14 protein-coding genes and 1 tRNA gene are annotated in these 14953 nt (G+C 41.3%); 2 read left to right on the plus strand and 13 right to left on the minus strand.

Annotated features, from left to right (window positions below):
* Window positions 1–133: 133 nt before the first annotated feature.
* The 10 genes from RT761_RS00840 to thrC all read right to left on the minus strand — a co-directional run bounded on the left by RT761_RS00840 (window position 134) and on the right by thrC (window position 10716).
* The gene (locus tag RT761_RS00840; protein ID WP_218112207.1) at window positions 134–1450 is read right to left on the minus strand and encodes an ABC transporter substrate-binding protein; all 1317 of its coding nucleotides are present in this window, start codon (window positions 1448–1450) and stop codon (window positions 134–136) included.
* A gap of 187 nt (window positions 1451–1637) precedes the next feature.
* Window positions 1638–3026: an FAD-dependent oxidoreductase gene (locus RT761_RS00845; RefSeq protein WP_218112208.1), complete on the minus strand. Its 1389-nt coding sequence runs from the start codon at window positions 3024–3026 to the stop codon at window positions 1638–1640.
* Between the two features lie 37 nt (window positions 3027–3063).
* Window positions 3064–3912, minus strand: coding sequence for a carbohydrate ABC transporter permease (locus RT761_RS00850; RefSeq protein ID WP_218112209.1), 849 nt, complete (start codon window positions 3910–3912; stop codon window positions 3064–3066).
* A 36-nt stretch (window positions 3913–3948) separates the two neighbouring features.
* Entirely contained in the window at window positions 3949–4827 is an 879-nt protein-coding gene (locus RT761_RS00855) for a carbohydrate ABC transporter permease (RefSeq protein ID WP_218112210.1), read from the minus strand.
* A gap of 239 nt (window positions 4828–5066) precedes the next feature.
* A complete protein-coding gene (locus RT761_RS00860; RefSeq protein WP_218112211.1) occupies window positions 5067–6128 on the minus strand; it encodes a LacI family DNA-binding transcriptional regulator in 1062 nt (353 codons plus the stop codon).
* 274 nt (window positions 6129–6402) lie between these two features.
* Window positions 6403–6486, minus strand: a tRNA-Leu gene (locus RT761_RS00865).
* 17 nt (window positions 6487–6503) lie between these two features.
* Window positions 6504–7523: an aspartate-semialdehyde dehydrogenase gene (locus tag RT761_RS00870; RefSeq protein WP_218112212.1), complete on the minus strand. Its 1020-nt coding sequence runs from the start codon at window positions 7521–7523 to the stop codon at window positions 6504–6506.
* Entirely contained in the window at window positions 7510–8745 is a 1236-nt protein-coding gene (locus RT761_RS00875) for an aspartate kinase (RefSeq protein ID WP_218112213.1), read from the minus strand. Before RT761_RS00875 ends, RT761_RS00870 begins: the two co-directional genes overlap by 14 nt.
* Window positions 8742–9650, minus strand: a complete 909-nt coding sequence (gene thrB, locus RT761_RS00880) for a homoserine kinase (protein WP_218112214.1) — start codon at window positions 9648–9650, stop codon at window positions 8742–8744. The genes RT761_RS00875 and thrB overlap by 4 nt, the downstream gene beginning before the upstream one ends.
* Window positions 9643–10716 (minus strand): threonine synthase, encoded by a 1074-nt coding sequence (gene thrC / locus RT761_RS00885; RefSeq protein WP_343073760.1) that lies wholly within the window; start codon window positions 10714–10716, stop codon window positions 9643–9645. Before thrC ends, thrB begins: the two co-directional genes overlap by 8 nt.
* 175 nt (window positions 10717–10891) lie before the next feature.
* Here thrC and RT761_RS00890 point away from each other — a divergent pair, with 175 nt between their 5' ends.
* The gene (locus RT761_RS00890; protein ID WP_218112216.1) at window positions 10892–11308 is read left to right on the plus strand and encodes an RrF2 family transcriptional regulator; all 417 of its coding nucleotides are present in this window, start codon (window positions 10892–10894) and stop codon (window positions 11306–11308) included.
* 25 nt (window positions 11309–11333) lie between these two features.
* Complete coding sequence (locus RT761_RS00895; protein ID WP_218112217.1) at window positions 11334–12512, plus strand: MFS transporter; 1179 nt, start codon at window positions 11334–11336, stop codon at window positions 12510–12512.
* Between the two features lie 4 nt (window positions 12513–12516).
* Here RT761_RS00895 and RT761_RS00900 read toward each other — a convergent pair whose 3' ends face one another.
* From RT761_RS00900 to RT761_RS00910, 3 genes are read right to left on the minus strand one after another with little or no spacing between them, the layout of a single operon-like run.
* A complete protein-coding gene (locus RT761_RS00900) occupies window positions 12517–13254 on the minus strand; it encodes a GltB/FmdC/FwdC-like GXGXG domain-containing protein (RefSeq protein ID WP_218112218.1) in 738 nt (245 codons plus the stop codon).
* Entirely contained in the window at window positions 13251–14525 is a 1275-nt protein-coding gene (locus tag RT761_RS00905; protein WP_218112219.1) for an NAD(P)/FAD-dependent oxidoreductase, read from the minus strand. Before RT761_RS00905 ends, RT761_RS00900 begins: the two co-directional genes overlap by 4 nt.
* A complete protein-coding gene (locus RT761_RS00910) occupies window positions 14512–14952 on the minus strand; it encodes a 4Fe-4S dicluster domain-containing protein (RefSeq protein ID WP_343073761.1) in 441 nt (146 codons plus the stop codon). The genes RT761_RS00905 and RT761_RS00910 overlap by 14 nt, the downstream gene beginning before the upstream one ends.
* Window position 14953: the final 1 nt, after the last annotated feature.

The following is a 14953-nucleotide window of genomic DNA, read 5'->3' on the forward strand; positions in this document are numbered from 1 at the left end:
TCTTTTCCTAAATTTTTTTCTAACGCATCATATTTATAATCATTCACTAACATAATTTTTAACGTTTAATAAAAATTATCCCCGCCTTTATAAATAAGACGGGGATAGGAATGACTACATGACTAAAACAGTATTACGGTAACATCGCTTCTAATTCTTTAGCAAGCCGATCCATGCTTTCTTGAACCGGTTGGCCTCTAAAGATTACATCGTGGCAGTAATTTCCAATTAAATCAATGGCTTCATTTGATCGATCAAAGGGTGGCCAATAAACTTCAGCATAGGGCGCAACTAAAGCTTCCATTTCGGCAGCTGGATTGTTCTGGACATATTCCTCTGAATTTAAGGTTGAAACCCGAACTGGGGTATTTCCAGAAAGACCCATGCTCAAAGCACCTTTTTTAGAAGCCAAGAAACGAATATATTCCCAGGCCAAATCTTTTTTCTGAGAACCTTTTAAAATTGCCATCGACCACAGAGCTGCTGAACCATGATGAGGACCCTGAGCTTGTAGGTCGGGAGGCAGCTCCGACTTGGTCAAAACCGCCGATCCGGCAATGTTGGATTTGGATGGATCATTAAAGGTAACACCATAGCTGGTGTTCCCGTCATAAACTGTTGATCGATTTTCCATAAACAGCTTTACTTCTTCGGCGTATTCATAAGTATGGACATCCGGCGGAACGATTCCTTCCTGATAAAATTTCTGCATATAGGATAGTCCTTCGACGGTTCCTGGTGAATTCACGGCTGGTTTTAAATCTTCGGTTATCAATCGAGATCCAAAATATCGTGCCCAGCGATCGAATATTTCAAAAATACTACCAATAACACCTCTCCAAGCATACCCAAAAACTTTTTCTCCATTGGAGCGGGTAAATGTACCCTTCTTGGCAATATCATAAAGCTCTGGTCCAGTTACTGTTGGTTGATAAGCCACTCCAATTTCATCCAATATCTTCTGATTGAACCATTGTATCCCGTTATAAACTACCCGGACTGGAATAGCATAGGGAACATCTTTAATTTTGGTGACCGAAAGAAGACCTTCCGGATAATCATTGGGATAATCTTCCAGCGGTTTTTCAGCTAAATATTTATCCAATGGTTCGAGGAAATTGGCTACCCGGGGTACAAACCAGGGATCAAGAACATGAATGATATCTTCTTCGGTCCGGTTAAGAGGACCAAGAAGATTCAACTTTTCCTGGGTTTTGGGGTTGGGATAGGTTTGATAGACAACTTTCACATTTGGATGAAGAGCTTCAAACTCTTCGATCAAATTATCTCCTTTAGCACTCGCTTCTTGAGATGAAGCAGCATTTAAATGAACTTGATGTCCGATAACGATCAGCTCGATTTTTTCTTGCGCTACCGCCCCGAGAGAAACAATTAATAATAGAGAAAAAACAACCAATAAACAGCTAAATATCCTTTTACTATACATCATTTATCCTTCCTTTCCTTGGTCTGAATACCAAAAAAAACCAAATGGTATTATCACGATGAATCAAAAAACATTATTCCCATCGACTACTTTCCAAAACACCCCCTTCTAGCTTATTTTTGTATATTTCCCCCTCCTTGAAAAAACAACCCTCATTCCATATAGCATAAAAATACTCATAAAAATTTGATTATTGACTGATCCTTGGGATGTAGGCACCCTGCTCTACCAAGATTTTTTGTAATTTTTTCGTATCAACTTTTTTGGGAATAACACCATCTTGAAGGGATAACGCGGCGGCCGTTCCCGCTGCTTCGCCCATACCAAAGCAAAAAGGCATCACTCGAATGGCACCCAGAGCCTCATGAGTTGCCGAAACACATCGACCGGCTACCAAAAGATTATCAACTTTGAGAGGGAGCAAACACCGATAGGGAATTTCATAATGGTGCCCTCGAGGTGGTTCAAATAAACCAAAAGAACCAGCCGGATCATGAATATCAACCGGGAACCCGGCAGCAACCACACAGTCATCGAAAGGCACGCAATTATAGACATCTTCCACTTTCAATACATATTCACCCTGGATACGTCGACTTTCTCTGACACCAACTTGATCGGCTACCTCGATGATTTCAGCGTTTTCACACCCTGGAATAAAGCGCTGCATAAATTCCAAGGCTTCAAAAACTTGCCTTTGTCCTTCCATATGAGCTCGGGTTAAATCTCCGACGTTGGTGCCATCAACTCCCAGCATTCGGGTGTGGTTGATAAGCCATTCATCCCATCGGACCGTTTGATAAAAGCCAATCCGATCGTGAGGTACCGAGTAATTCATTTCTATTCTGCCTTTTTTGATTATTTCTAAAAAACCATCTTCATCTTTCCCCACTGGAAAGCTTTTGCGAACAAAAGTAATCAACTTTTGAGAATCGACATTCCCAATCCGAAAGAAAAGCGATGATGGCTGCATTTTCTTATCCATATCTCTTCCTTTTTCCATAGGAACACCACTTTGAGCAGCAACATCGCCATCACCGGTGCAATCAATATATCTTTTGGCTCGAATAGCCTGAATTCCTGATTTATTGGCAATAAAAGCTTCTTGAATGCCGGTAATTCCGTTCGAAGACGCCGCCGTGGTTCCTAAAAAACGAGAGTATAACTTTAAATTCACTCCGACTTCCTGGCACAATTCAAAAGCGACCAATTTGAAAACATTTGGATCAAAAGGCGTAACGTGGTCATGCCCAATTTGGTGAAAGCTAGAATAAGGACTGGAAGCTGGAATATTAGCTGGGTGGATGGCTCCTCCCTTTTTCTCCATTTTGCGAACTACCTCATCAAAAATCCCTTTTACGATTTGATCCTTCCCATCACTGCTAAAACAAGTCATAAAAGGACCAACCAATCCAATCGTTGCCATACCCCCTAAGTTGCCGCTATTTTCCACAAGAGTTGTTTTCATCCCTTTTCTGGCTGAGGATATCGCACTGGCTAAACCTGCTGTCCCTCCTCCAACCACCAAAACATCGGTTTCTTCAATCGCTGCTTCTTGTGAAAATGTAACCTTCTCCATGAATACTCCCTCCAGTTAAATGAAATATTTTCTCTTTTTATTGTTTTACTGCTCCAAAACTCATTCCTTTAATTAAATAGCTTTGCATCATCCAGGTAAGAATCATCATGGGAATTAGGTGAATGACTGCGGCTGCCAATAACATCCCCCACTGAACACCCATGAAAGATCCCATAAATTCTGACAAAATGAGCGGTGCGGTTGCCGCTCTCCTGCTGGTAAATATAAAAGCAAACAAATATTCATTCCAGGCAAAAATTGCTGTGAAAATAATTGCTGCCACAATGCCAGGTGCCGACAGAGGAATAGTTATTTTAAAGAAGGCTTGAAAGCGTGAACATCCGTCGATGAGTGCTGCCTCTTCCAAGGCAACCGGAACATCGTCAACAAAGGTTTTCATCAACAAAGTGGTAATACTCACCATAAAAGCAGCATAAAGCATAATAAGGGTAAACTGTTTATCAACCAAACCTAAGGCATTAAAAATTGGAAATAATGGGATGACGACAATGATGGGAGGAATCATTCTGATGATGATGGTGAAGAGGGTGGACATCCTCACCAGACGATGGGAAAAACGAGAAAATGCATAAGCGCCCAATATCGAACAAAGTATCACGACTAAAGCTGTTCCTCCAGTAACAATAAGGCTATTCACCAAATTGCCGAAATATTGAGGCCAATCCCGGATTAGCTCCTGATAATTGGTCAAAGAGTAAATACGACCAAAAAACCTTGGGGGAAAATCCCAAATATGGAGAGGCATTTTAAAAGAACCTATTATCGCATTCACTATGGGGAAAAAAGCCCACAATACTACAATTGCCAATAAAATGCCGGGAAGAATTTTATCTACAAGCAAGTTTCTTCTCTTGTGGGTTAGCATTTTTTTTCACTCCTTGCATCGAAAATCCGACAGGTATCAATAAATTTTTTCATACATCCCCTTATAGATCCTTCTCACCAGAGGAACTGAAATCAAAATGGTAATAATCAACATGATGGTTGTTGTTGCTGCTCCTCTTCCAAATTCATAGTATCGAAAGGTTTGCCGGTAAAGATAAATGGGTAAAATTTCGGTTCCTCCCGCTGGGCCACCCTCGGTAAGAATCCAGATTATTCCAAATTCACGAAGGGCAAATATTATTCTGAAGGTTAAACCGACCAACAGAGCGGGTTTAATGAGTTGATATACAACGAACCGAAAGGTTTGCAGGCGATTTGCTCCATCAATTTTTGTAGCCTCAATTACTTCTTGCGGCATGGCGGTGAGAGCAGAATAGGCAATAATCATAATAAAAGGGAAGTTTTTCCAAACTGTAACGATAATGACGCCGATAAAAGAGGAAACAGCCGTTCCAAACCAGGCAATTGGTCCCAATCCAAGAAAAGAAAGAGCATAATTCACAAATCCGTAACTGGGATCTAGCATATACCTCCACATTACGCAAGCCACGACTTCGCTGATACAATAAGGGGCAATAAGCAATGAAACCCAAAGTTTTTGGAGAGGAAACTTTCGATTTAATAATAAAGCGCTTCCCAAACCAATTATAAATTCTAAAGCGACTACTGCCACGACAAAGATTAAATTATTAACCAAAGCGTTCTTAAAAAACCGATCACGAATAATTTGAACATAATTTTGTATGCCGTTAAAAACTGGCGTGCTACCTGGCGTGTATTGGGAAAAACTCAGAATTATAGCCCATATTCCTGGAATAACAATAATGACTACCAATAATGTTATGATAGGAACCAACATTAACATCGGGATATTCAATTTCGATTTGATTCTCATCAATCGCTCTCACCCACTCTGTTCTTTTTCATCTTGTGACTCAATCGGCTCAATATTATTCAGATAAATGAAAGTTAAAAAAGTGATTCGGATTTTCAATTATAAAATAATACAGTTTCTTACTTAAAAAATTCTTTTTTCTTCGAGGATCAAATTTTCATTCTATAGCCGATTAATTGTATAAAAACTGCCAATTTATTTTCTCTCGTATTCACTTTTTTATATGGAAAAAACCAATTTTATAATTCAATTCTCACCTCCCTATTATTCATTCTTTTGCAGGTGTCACCAATAATCAGCTCGGTGGAAAGAGTGATATCCATACGAGGTCCAATCAAATTGTTAAAAACATCGTAAAGCATTCGCGCAGCTACTCTTCCGATGTTTCTTTCACCTATTCTTATCCGGGTTACACTTTTAGGAAAAATTGAATTAATATCTTCACCCCTATATCCAGCAATGGAAATATCTTCGGGAACACGAATTTTCTTTTCACCGAGGTAGCGAAATACACCAGCCATCTGATTCATGTCGGTAGCTATAACTGCTGAAGGCCTTTCTTTTAAAGAAAGGATTTTCTCCATCCCCCGATAGCCACCTTGAGTGGGATCTCCTTGTTCTTCAACAATAAACTCCGGTTCGATGGCTATCCCATGTTTTTTTAAAGAATCTTTAAAACCTAATAATTTATCATGGAAAGAATAAAACTCGAGAGGCCCAACTATGATGGCAATTTTGATATGACCTAAACTGATCAGATAGTCGGTAACTTTATATAAACCACCATAATTATCGACTAAAATACGATAGGGAGCGCTACGGTATCTTCCAACCACAACAACAGTGTGACCCTTTAAAATCAGGTCTTTTATCAGCTGCTCACGAACCGGTATCCCAGCAATAATAATCCCATCGACTATTCTCTGATTGCTATAAAAAGGAAAACCTTTTCCATCTCTTATCCCTTGATAATCAGTGTGATTGATCGTTTTCAGCAATAAACTTTCATTTTGTTCATCTACTACTTCTCCGATTCCTTTTAATATTTCAAATAAAAGGAAATTGTCGAACAAAGATCCATAGTAGGATTCAGAAATAAGGGCACCAACAATGCCCAGGCGTTCGCTATGGCTCCCCAGCCGTTTGGCAAATTCGCTTGGTGAAAAGTTTAGCTTTTTAATAATTTCTAAAACCATCTGACGAGTTTCTGGGGAAACCCAAGATTTGTTGTTCAGAACTCTCGAGACCGTTGCCTTGGAAACCCCGGCTTTTTTGGCTACTTCTTCAATAGTTATTTTCATATTCTTTCCTGTAACACCCTGTTATAATTCCTGAAAACGCTTTCAGTATTTTTATTGTAATTATTCTTTAGAAAAAATCAAGGGCAGGTTGAAGTCGGTTTTGATAAAGAAAATTTTAGGAGGGTAGACATTCAAGTCATTTGGTAGCACTAGATGAAGATGAAAACAAAGATTCGACATGCCATGGCATGTCGCTACATTAAATGAAGATCTGGCTAGGTTAATCCTGCCTGTGGATTTACAGGGTAAATTACTAAAGATCTTTGGTTTCAGCTGGTGCGAGAGAGGGGAGTTGAACCCCTACGGATCTCTCCACTGGATCCTAAGTCCAGCGCGTCTGCCATTCCGCCACTCTCGCACTTTTTCACTCAACTATTATACTAATTTTTTTTCAATCAGCAATTCAGCAATTTGAATAGCGTTAAGAGCTGCCCCTTTGCGGATTTGATCGCCTACTGACCAGAGAGTTAACCCGTTCGGGCAGGAAATATCTTCTCGAATTCGCCCCACATAACAATTATCTTTTCCGGATACCAACCAGGGCATGGGATAGACTCGATTGGCTGGATCGTCCTGTACGGTGACACCCGGAAAAGCCGAAAGAAGCTCGATTGCCTTATCTCGGGTAATCTTCTTCTCAGTTTCAATATTCACCGATACCGAATGGGCACGGAGCACCGGAACCCGGACACAGGTCGCTGTTATCTGTAAATCAGGTTCGCCCATGATTTTTCGAGTTTCCCAAACCATTTTCATTTCCTCTTTGCTATAAAAATTATCTAGAAATACGTCTACCTGAGGTATGAGATTAAAAGCAATTTGATAAGGAAAAACTCCCGCTACCATTTCTCGACCAAAAGCGTACTCTTTTACTTGATCTTCTAGTTCCTGCATCGCTTTAGCACCAGCGCCCGAAGCCGCTTGATAGCTCGATGCTACCACTCTTTTAATTCTTCCATAATCGTGAAGCGGTTTCAAAGGAACAATCGTGACAATTGTCGTGCAATTTGGATTGGCAATAATATTTTTCTTTCTAAAATCGACAATGGCACCGGGATTCACTTCCGGAATAATCAAAGGCACATCGGGGTCCTGACGAAATGCCGATGAATTATCAATAACGATACACCCCTCTTGACCAGCGAGAGGAGCAAATTCCTTACTAATCGATGCTCCAGCGCTAAACAATGCGAAGTCCATTCCTTGAAAACTTTCCGTTGACAGAATCTCGACCGGGATCTTTTCTCCACGAAAAGTAACGATCTTTCCTACCGATCGCTGCGATGCCAACGGTTTTAATTGTTTAACCGGAAAATTTCTTTCTTCAAGAATTTTTAACATTTCCTGGCCAACTGCTCCGGTTACTCCGGCTACCGCGACATTATAGCTCTTCATGGATAGAGACCTCCTCATCTTCGATGAATTCTTTATGAAGCGCTTGAACAGCTTCATTGATACTCGAATTGGGAATTAAACATGATATCCTCAAATTCGAGGTACTGATCATATCAATATTAATCTCCTGCTCAGAAAGAACGTGGAACATTCGATAGGCTATATTGGGATCGCTGGCAATACCCGCTCCAACGATAGAAATCTTTGCTACTGCTTCATCCAGTTTGACCCCTTTGAATTGAACCTTCCGGCTTAAATTGTCCACCACTTTTTTTAAGCGATTATCATCTTCTCGAGATATAACAAAAGCTACGTCTTTTTTATCTTCTCGACCTTCGCTTTGAATAATCATATCCACCGAAACCGAGCAATCAGCCAACTCTTTAAAAATAAGGGCAGCAATGCCTGGCCGATCGGGAACTTCCAGAAAAACCACTTTGATAACATTTCCATTATGGGTAATCGCTCTCACTTTGACGTCTTCCATCGATCGCATTTTTTCCACCCACGTCCCTTCTTCTTGAGAAAAAGTACTCCGTACCTGGACTTTTACTCCATAGACCTGAGAAAAGTCCACAGAACGAATTTGGAGAACCTTGGCACCTAAATTCGCCATCTCGGACATTTCATCATAGGATATCCGATTGATTTTCCTGGCCCGGGGCACGATCCTGGGATCAGCAGTAAATACCCCATTGACATCGGTAAAAATTTCGCAATACTCAGCAGACAAAGCAGCCGCCAAGGCACAGGCAGTGGTATCGCTTCCTCCCCGGCCTAAAGTCGTGATATCATAATCCGAACTCATCCCTTGAAAGCCGGCGACAATGACCACCTTATTTTCATTAAGATGACGAAATATTCTTTGAGGATCGATGGTAATAATCTTCGCTTTGGTATGGAAATTCGAGGTGTGAATCCCTGCTTGGCCGCCGGTTAGAGCTATCGCTTCCTGGCCGAGAGCATTCAACGCCATGGAAAGCAAGGCGATGGATACCTGTTCTCCGGTCGACAGGAGCATGTCCAACTCTCGATCCGGGGGAGAAGGGTGAATATCTCGGGCCATTTCCATAAGACGATCGGTGGTTTTTCCCATAGCCGAAACCACCGCAACCAAACGATGTCCTTGATCCACATAGGATTTTATCCGACAAGCTACCGACTTCACCTTATCCAGATCGGCTACCGAAGATCCACCATATTTTTGAACAATAAGACTCATAATTGTTTCACTCGAATTCCTTGATTCTGCCAATTTACATTTTTTATAATCAGATCTTTGGTGCCCTTTTGAGCAAACAGTTCACTGATCTTTTCCTTGCCAGAGGTTGTGATCGGATCCCGAAGCATTAAAAGAACCGTCGAGCCCGAGCCACTTATAACTGCCTCTCCCATCCCCTTCTCACGTAAGTATCCACGAACCTCAAAAAAACCGGGTATTTTTTGCCCTCGAAAAGGCTGATGAATAGCGTCATCCAGGGCCGTAAAAAAACCTTCCCGGTCTTGACGAAAAATACTCCCCACCAAATAGGCAATTCGGGATAAATTAAATATAACATCTTCCCGTGAATAGTCAGATGGTAGAATCCTTCTCATTTCTTCAGTAGAGAGGGTATATTCTGGAATACAGGCAACGAGATGAATATTATCAAAAAATGGAAATTTTTGATAGTGTATTTGTTCACCGTTTTTCATGGCAACCGTCAAACCACCAACCATGGCGGGAATGACATTATCGGGATGTCCTTCGATTTGGGCGGCGAAATGAATCATTTCCTCAATCGACAGTGCTCTTCCGTTCAACTCATTTACGGTAGCTACCGCCGCGGAAATACAAGCCGCACTGCTTCCCAATCCCCGGCTGACTGGAATCTGATTGAAAGCTTCAACCTCCAATCCCAGCTCGGGAAAATTCTTCCATTTTGAAATTTTTTTTATAGTTCTAAAAAAGAGATTCCGTTCATCTTCAGGGAGATAGCGTTCTCCTTCCCCACGATTTCGAATAATATATTGGTTCTCTTTTATAGTTTGAACACGAACGGTATAAAAAATATCCAAAGCCATCCCCAATACATCAAACCCGCATCCCAAATTGGCAGTGGTTGCCGGTATGCTGACTTCAATCATGCTTTTCTCCAGATAATTCAAGGTGTTCAATGATTTTCTCTTCCGATGCCTCCAATTCTTCTATCCGATCCCGGCATTGTTCAATGGCGATATCAGGATCTTTGAGTCCATGGCCGGTGAGCACACAGACGACCGTTTCCTTTCCCTGGAAAAACCCGGCTTGATTTTTTTTCAATACACCTGCCAAAGATGCCGCCGAAGCCGGTTCAACAAACAATCCTTCTTCCCCGGCTAACATTCTTTGCGCTGCAAGAATTTCTTCATCGGTTACTGCTTCAATGCTCCCACCCGATTCATCACGGGCATTGATCGCCCCCTTCCAACTGGCGGGATTTCCAATTCGTATCGCCGTTGCAACCGTATGAGGTTTCTCAACCGGTATCCCGGTTACCAGCGGGCAAGATCCTTGGGCTTGAAACCCAATCATCTTGGGTAGGACGTTGATTTCTTTTCGGTTAAAAAGTTCCTTAAAGCCCTTCCAATAGGCAGTTATATTTCCGGCATTGCCAACCGGAAGAGCAAGATAATCCGGTACTCCTTTCATCCAATCAACGATTTCGAAAGCCGCTGTTTTTTGGCCTTCAATTCGAAAAGGATTGATGGAATTTACCAATGCCACCGGATAATGCGAGGTTATAGAACGGACAATAGTCAAAGCCTCGTCAAAATTACCCTGGATAGCAATAACCCGTGCTCCGTGCATCAATGCTTGCGAGAGCTTCCCTAAGGCAATTTTGCCTTGAGGTATCAAGACAATACATTGAATCCCTGCTCGTCGAGCATATGCGGCAGCCGAAGCAGAAGTATTCCCGGTTGATGCACACATGATTACTTTCTTGCCTTCTTCGACCGCTTTCGCAACTGCCATGACCATTCCTCGGTCTTTAAAGGAGCCAGTTGGATTCATCCCTTCAAATTTAAAAAAGAGAGACTTTAATTTCAAATGTTTAACAATATGCTGAGACCGGATAAGCGGAGTGCTTCCTTCCTGTAAAGTCAATTCCGGAGTCCGAGGGTTTACTGGAAGATAGTCAGCAAAATGTGAAATAACACCAGGCCAATACAAGTTCATGCCTCCTTGATCATAATAAAATAATTGAGATAAAGAATATCATAAAAACCCTTTATTTGTAACATCTTGGTTTCTATTCAGCAAGATTTTCTTTCAGATCGGTTTCATTGACAGAACAGACTAAAAATCATACTATTTTGATATCCTTAGAAAGGTAGTGTGCTATCCAATGAAAATTTCTACAAGAGCTCGATATGGATTACGATTATTAGTCGATTTGGCCGAACACTCAGGGAAAGATCCGGTTAAATTAAAAGATATTTCCCGGCGTCAAAACATATCCCTCAATTACCTTCGGCAGCTTATCATGCCCCTGGAATCGAATAATATCGTTCGAAGCATCCGTGGAAACCGTGGTGGTTATCTCTTAGGAAAAAAACCAGAAGAAATTAACCTTTTGGACATCATGAACCTTTTAGAAGGCCCAATGAATTTAGTCGATTGTGTTCATAACAAAAACCTTTGTCAAATATCGGATACCTGTCCAACTCGAAAAATATGGGTAGAAATATCGGAAAAAATGGAGCAGTCACTTTCTCAAAGAAGTTTAAAAGATCTCATGGAAAACAATGAAATACTCAACTAAAAATTGAACAGGGGGTCAAAAAAGATTGTCCAAAAACTACCTTCTTGCCCCATTTTTTTTAGCTCTCATTGTTATTGGTTTGGGGCTTTCTGGAATCGGGTCGGTCGTCCCCGAAATGTCCAAACAGTTTGGTGTCAGCTCAGCTGTGATGGGACGGGTTTTCCTTTTCCATGGATTAGGATACTTCATTTCCATTATGGTTGCCGGTTTTTTAGGTGATATTATTCAAAAATCTCTTCTTCTTCGTTTGGGCTTGTTAATTAGTGCTTTCGGGTTTGCCGGAATTTCTTTTTTTACCAATTTTACCCCGGTCATTCTCAGTTTCATGGCAATGGGAATTGGACTTGGTTTTTTAGACTGCATGGTTAATCCAATTTTAACCGAAATTTTTACTAAAAACCCCGGAACCATTCTCAACGTTGTTCATGCTTTTTACGGCCTTGGTTCCTTGTCTGCTCCTCGTTTGTACGCTTTTTTAAGCCAACGACAATATAACTGGCAGAATTTTTACTCTATCGTGACGGTTATCACCGTGGTGGTTTTTATTCTTTTTCTTCTCCCCTTCCTCCCCAAAAGTCAGGGAAAAATGGGCTTTCGAAATATCTTAAAAATTTTTCGCTATCGAGCTTTCTGGTTTATGGGAGCGATAACCATGTTTTATTCCGGTGGAGTGACCGTGTTGAACGGATGGATCGTGTCCTATTTTAAAGAGAAAGGACTATCCGTTCCCGTTGGAGCAGTTTACCTATCCTTTTTTTGGCTGGGGTTAATGGTTGGCCGTTTTGTTCTTTCCTGGATGGCCGATCGAATCGGACATCTCCGCATGATCCAACTCAATACCATTGGAGGAATAATTTTTGTAATTTTAACCATCAGTCTTCCTATTTCGGCAATTCTCACGCCCACCTTCCTCTTCTTTACCGGCTTCATGCTCTCCACTATCATGCCAACTACTCTTGCTTATGCCGTTGTCAATTATCCAGAGACAGCCTCAACGGCTTCGGGATGGGTCTTAACCAATAACGGGATTGCTACGCTCTTTTTCCCATGGTTTGGAGGGATTTTAGCTTCTTATACCAGTTTCCAAACCACCTTGTTATTAGTTCCGGTTTTGCTTGTCACCATGCTCGTTTTTCAGTGGTTATTAGCCGGGGAAATTAAAAGAACTCAAAAATCCCCAGTTAAAAGCACGGTCAGCGGTTAATAGGTTAATAGGCATATACCCTTCCATAAGGACGAGTAGTGGTAGGGAAAACCTTGACAAAATCATCCCTTTTAAAGTCTGGTATTTCCAGGTCAAGGTCTTGAGAAAACTCGTTCAGGTAGGAAGTGATTTCGTCATAATCTCTGGGAGTCGGCTGCTCAATGCCGATTCCCAGACCAGCTTGTTCCGGCCGGAATCGACCGCGAATAAATAATTTCCCTCCGTGCATTCCCGAAGCGATGAACTTCCCCACCGGAGAACAACTTGAATCATAACCAAGACCTAATACAACAATTAAACCCCCTGCCATATACTCCCCAAGAAAATCTTGGCTTGACCCACCGATAATGATAACTGGATAGTCGTTTAGATATGATTTCATGTGAATACCCACTCGATATCCAACATCGCCTTTAACCCATATCTTCCCACCCCTCATAGCATATCCGGCAATGTCTCGAATGTCGCCTTCAACGATAATCTTCCCCGAGTTCATGGTATTGCCAACCCCATCTTGAGCATTCCCATGGACAAGTATGGTCGCACCGTCCATAAACATTCCCAAGTCATCTCCTGGAACACCATTGATCTCGATTATTCCCTCACCAGATAAGGATCGGCCGATATAACGTTGACCGTTCACTCCTTGGAGAGAGAAATTACGAAATCCGTCTTTCCACATGGCTTCGATTTCCTGGTTAATTTCTCGGTAATGACGTCCTTGACAAGGGATAGTAGTCATACTTCAATACCGGCTCCTTTCACTAAATGTTTACGATACCGAGTCGGAAGGTTAATCAATCCGAAATTAGGTTCCAGTAACTTGTCAAAAAAAGCCTGAACCGGTAGTTTTTGTCGCATAAGGTTGATATAAATTCCTGATTTTTCAATATCCCCAATAAAAATCACCCCAACGATACAGTCATCTTTGATCACTAATTTCTTATAATTTTCCCGATCCTTCTTGATTATAATTTCACAGTTATCATCGGTAGGATTCACAATCCCAGCTGATACCAGCGCTTTTTCGCCAACTTCAACCGCATTCATAGGTAAGCTCCCTAGATAAGAAACCACCCGTCCAGACATATTCCAACCGGCAATGCGTCCTTGATTGACCGCCTCAGGCCAAATTGCTACCACATTCCTTTCGCCGGTCAATAAATGACAAGTTTCTGCAACATCACCGGCTGCATAAATTCCCGGACAGGAAGATTGTTGATATTCATCAACCAGAATCCCTCGATTAATTTTAATGTTGGAAGAACGAAGCCAATCGACATTGGGACGGACTCCTATAGCCATAACTGCTATATCGGCTGGGATTCGACGTCCACTTTTTAAAAGAACATCACTCAACTTCCCTTTTTCATTTTCAAAGGATACAATTGTGTCTTCTTTGATAATATGCACTCCGGAACGAAGTAGTGATTTTTCTAAATAATAGGATCCTTCTTCATCTAACATATTTTGCAGAAGGCGAGGTGCCAATTCGATTAAGGTAAGGTTTTTATTCATGCTCATCATGGCTTCACAGGTTTTAAGTCCGATAAATCCTCCTCCAAGAATAACGATATTCTTGGAGGAATTTTTTTTCATAAAGGCATCGATATTCGCCATGTCCTTTCGTCGAGTAAAGGTAAAAATTCCTGGGATTTCATGACCCGAAATCTCTGGAAGGATTGGAACGCCTCCAGAAGCAATCAGCGCTTTATTGAAAGTAATTTCGGTTTCATCGGAAAGAAAAGCAAGTTTTCTATTTACATCCAATTGCTTCACTTTCGTTTCGTATCTGACTTGCACTTGACTTGATTCTTCAAGTGTTCCGTGATAAGCAATGGAGTTAATGGTTTTACCCAAACCATAGGTAATTAAAGGTCTTGAATAAACAGTCTTTTCATCAGAAATCGCCTGGATGCAACAAAAGGAATCATTCTCAACAATACTTTTGATACACCACCAAGAAGCAACCGAATAACCGACGATAAAAAAATCAGTTTCAATTTTCTTCATAGCTGAGAGCCTCATTTGGACAGTTGGCGACACAAGCCGGTTCACCATCGTTTCCGCATAAATCACATTTACTGGCAATTTTGCGCTCTTTCTTTTCTCTTTGGATGACGCCAAAGGGACAACTCATAATACACATCCAGCATCCAACACACTTTTCCTCATCACAAATCACCGCCCCGCTTTTTTCATCCCGATGCATGGCACCAGTCATGCAATTCTCGATACAGGTTGCATCCTCACAATGACGACATTGCAGAGCAAAAGAAAGATATCCTTCTTCTTCCACATGAACTCGGGAAATCGGTCGAGGATATTCTTCCCGGAAAGCTTTAATAATTTTTCCAGAACTAGAATGCTTTACCAAGCATTGAATTTCACAAAGACGACATCCAATACAGTATTCCTCATGGATAACGATTTTTTTCATC

This window comes from Atribacter laminatus (genome assembly GCF_015775515.1).
Lineage (GTDB): Bacteria > Atribacterota > Atribacteria > Atribacterales > Atribacteraceae > Atribacter > Atribacter laminatus.

Bases quoted from the DNA above. Each gene is read 5' to 3' on its own strand.
- RT761_RS00900 (WP_218112218.1), bottom strand. From the start codon at position 13,254: ATGACTACTATCCCTTGTCAAGGACGTCATTACCGAGAAATTAACCAG.
- RT761_RS00905 (WP_218112219.1), bottom strand. From the start codon at position 14,525: ATGAAGAAAATTGAAACTGATTTTTTTATCGTCGGTTATTCGGTTGCT.
- RT761_RS00845 (WP_218112208.1), bottom strand. From the start codon at position 3,026: ATGGAGAAGGTTACATTTTCACAAGAAGCAGCGATTGAAGAAACCGAT.
- RT761_RS00890 (WP_218112216.1), top strand. From the start codon at position 10,892: ATGAAAATTTCTACAAGAGCTCGATATGGATTACGATTATTAGTCGAT.
- RT761_RS00840 (WP_218112207.1), bottom strand. From the start codon at position 1,450: ATGATGTATAGTAAAAGGATATTTAGCTGTTTATTGGTTGTTTTTTCT.
- RT761_RS00910 (WP_343073761.1), bottom strand. From the start codon at position 14,952: ATGAAAAAAATCGTTATCCATGAGGAATACTGTATTGGATGTCGTCTT.
- RT761_RS00850 (WP_218112209.1), bottom strand. From the start codon at position 3,912: ATGCTAACCCACAAGAGAAGAAACTTGCTTGTAGATAAAATTCTTCCC.
- RT761_RS00855 (WP_218112210.1), bottom strand. From the start codon at position 4,827: ATGAGAATCAAATCGAAATTGAATATCCCGATGTTAATGTTGGTTCCT.
- RT761_RS00870 (WP_218112212.1), bottom strand. From the start codon at position 7,523: ATGAAGAGCTATAATGTCGCGGTAGCCGGAGTAACCGGAGCAGTTGGC.
- RT761_RS00860 (WP_218112211.1), bottom strand. From the start codon at position 6,128: ATGAAAATAACTATTGAAGAAGTAGCCAAAAAAGCCGGGGTTTCCAAG.
- RT761_RS00875 (WP_218112213.1), bottom strand. From the start codon at position 8,745: ATGAGTCTTATTGTTCAAAAATATGGTGGATCTTCGGTAGCCGATCTG.
- thrB (WP_218112214.1), bottom strand. From the start codon at position 9,650: ATGATTGAAGTCAGCATACCGGCAACCACTGCCAATTTGGGATGCGGG.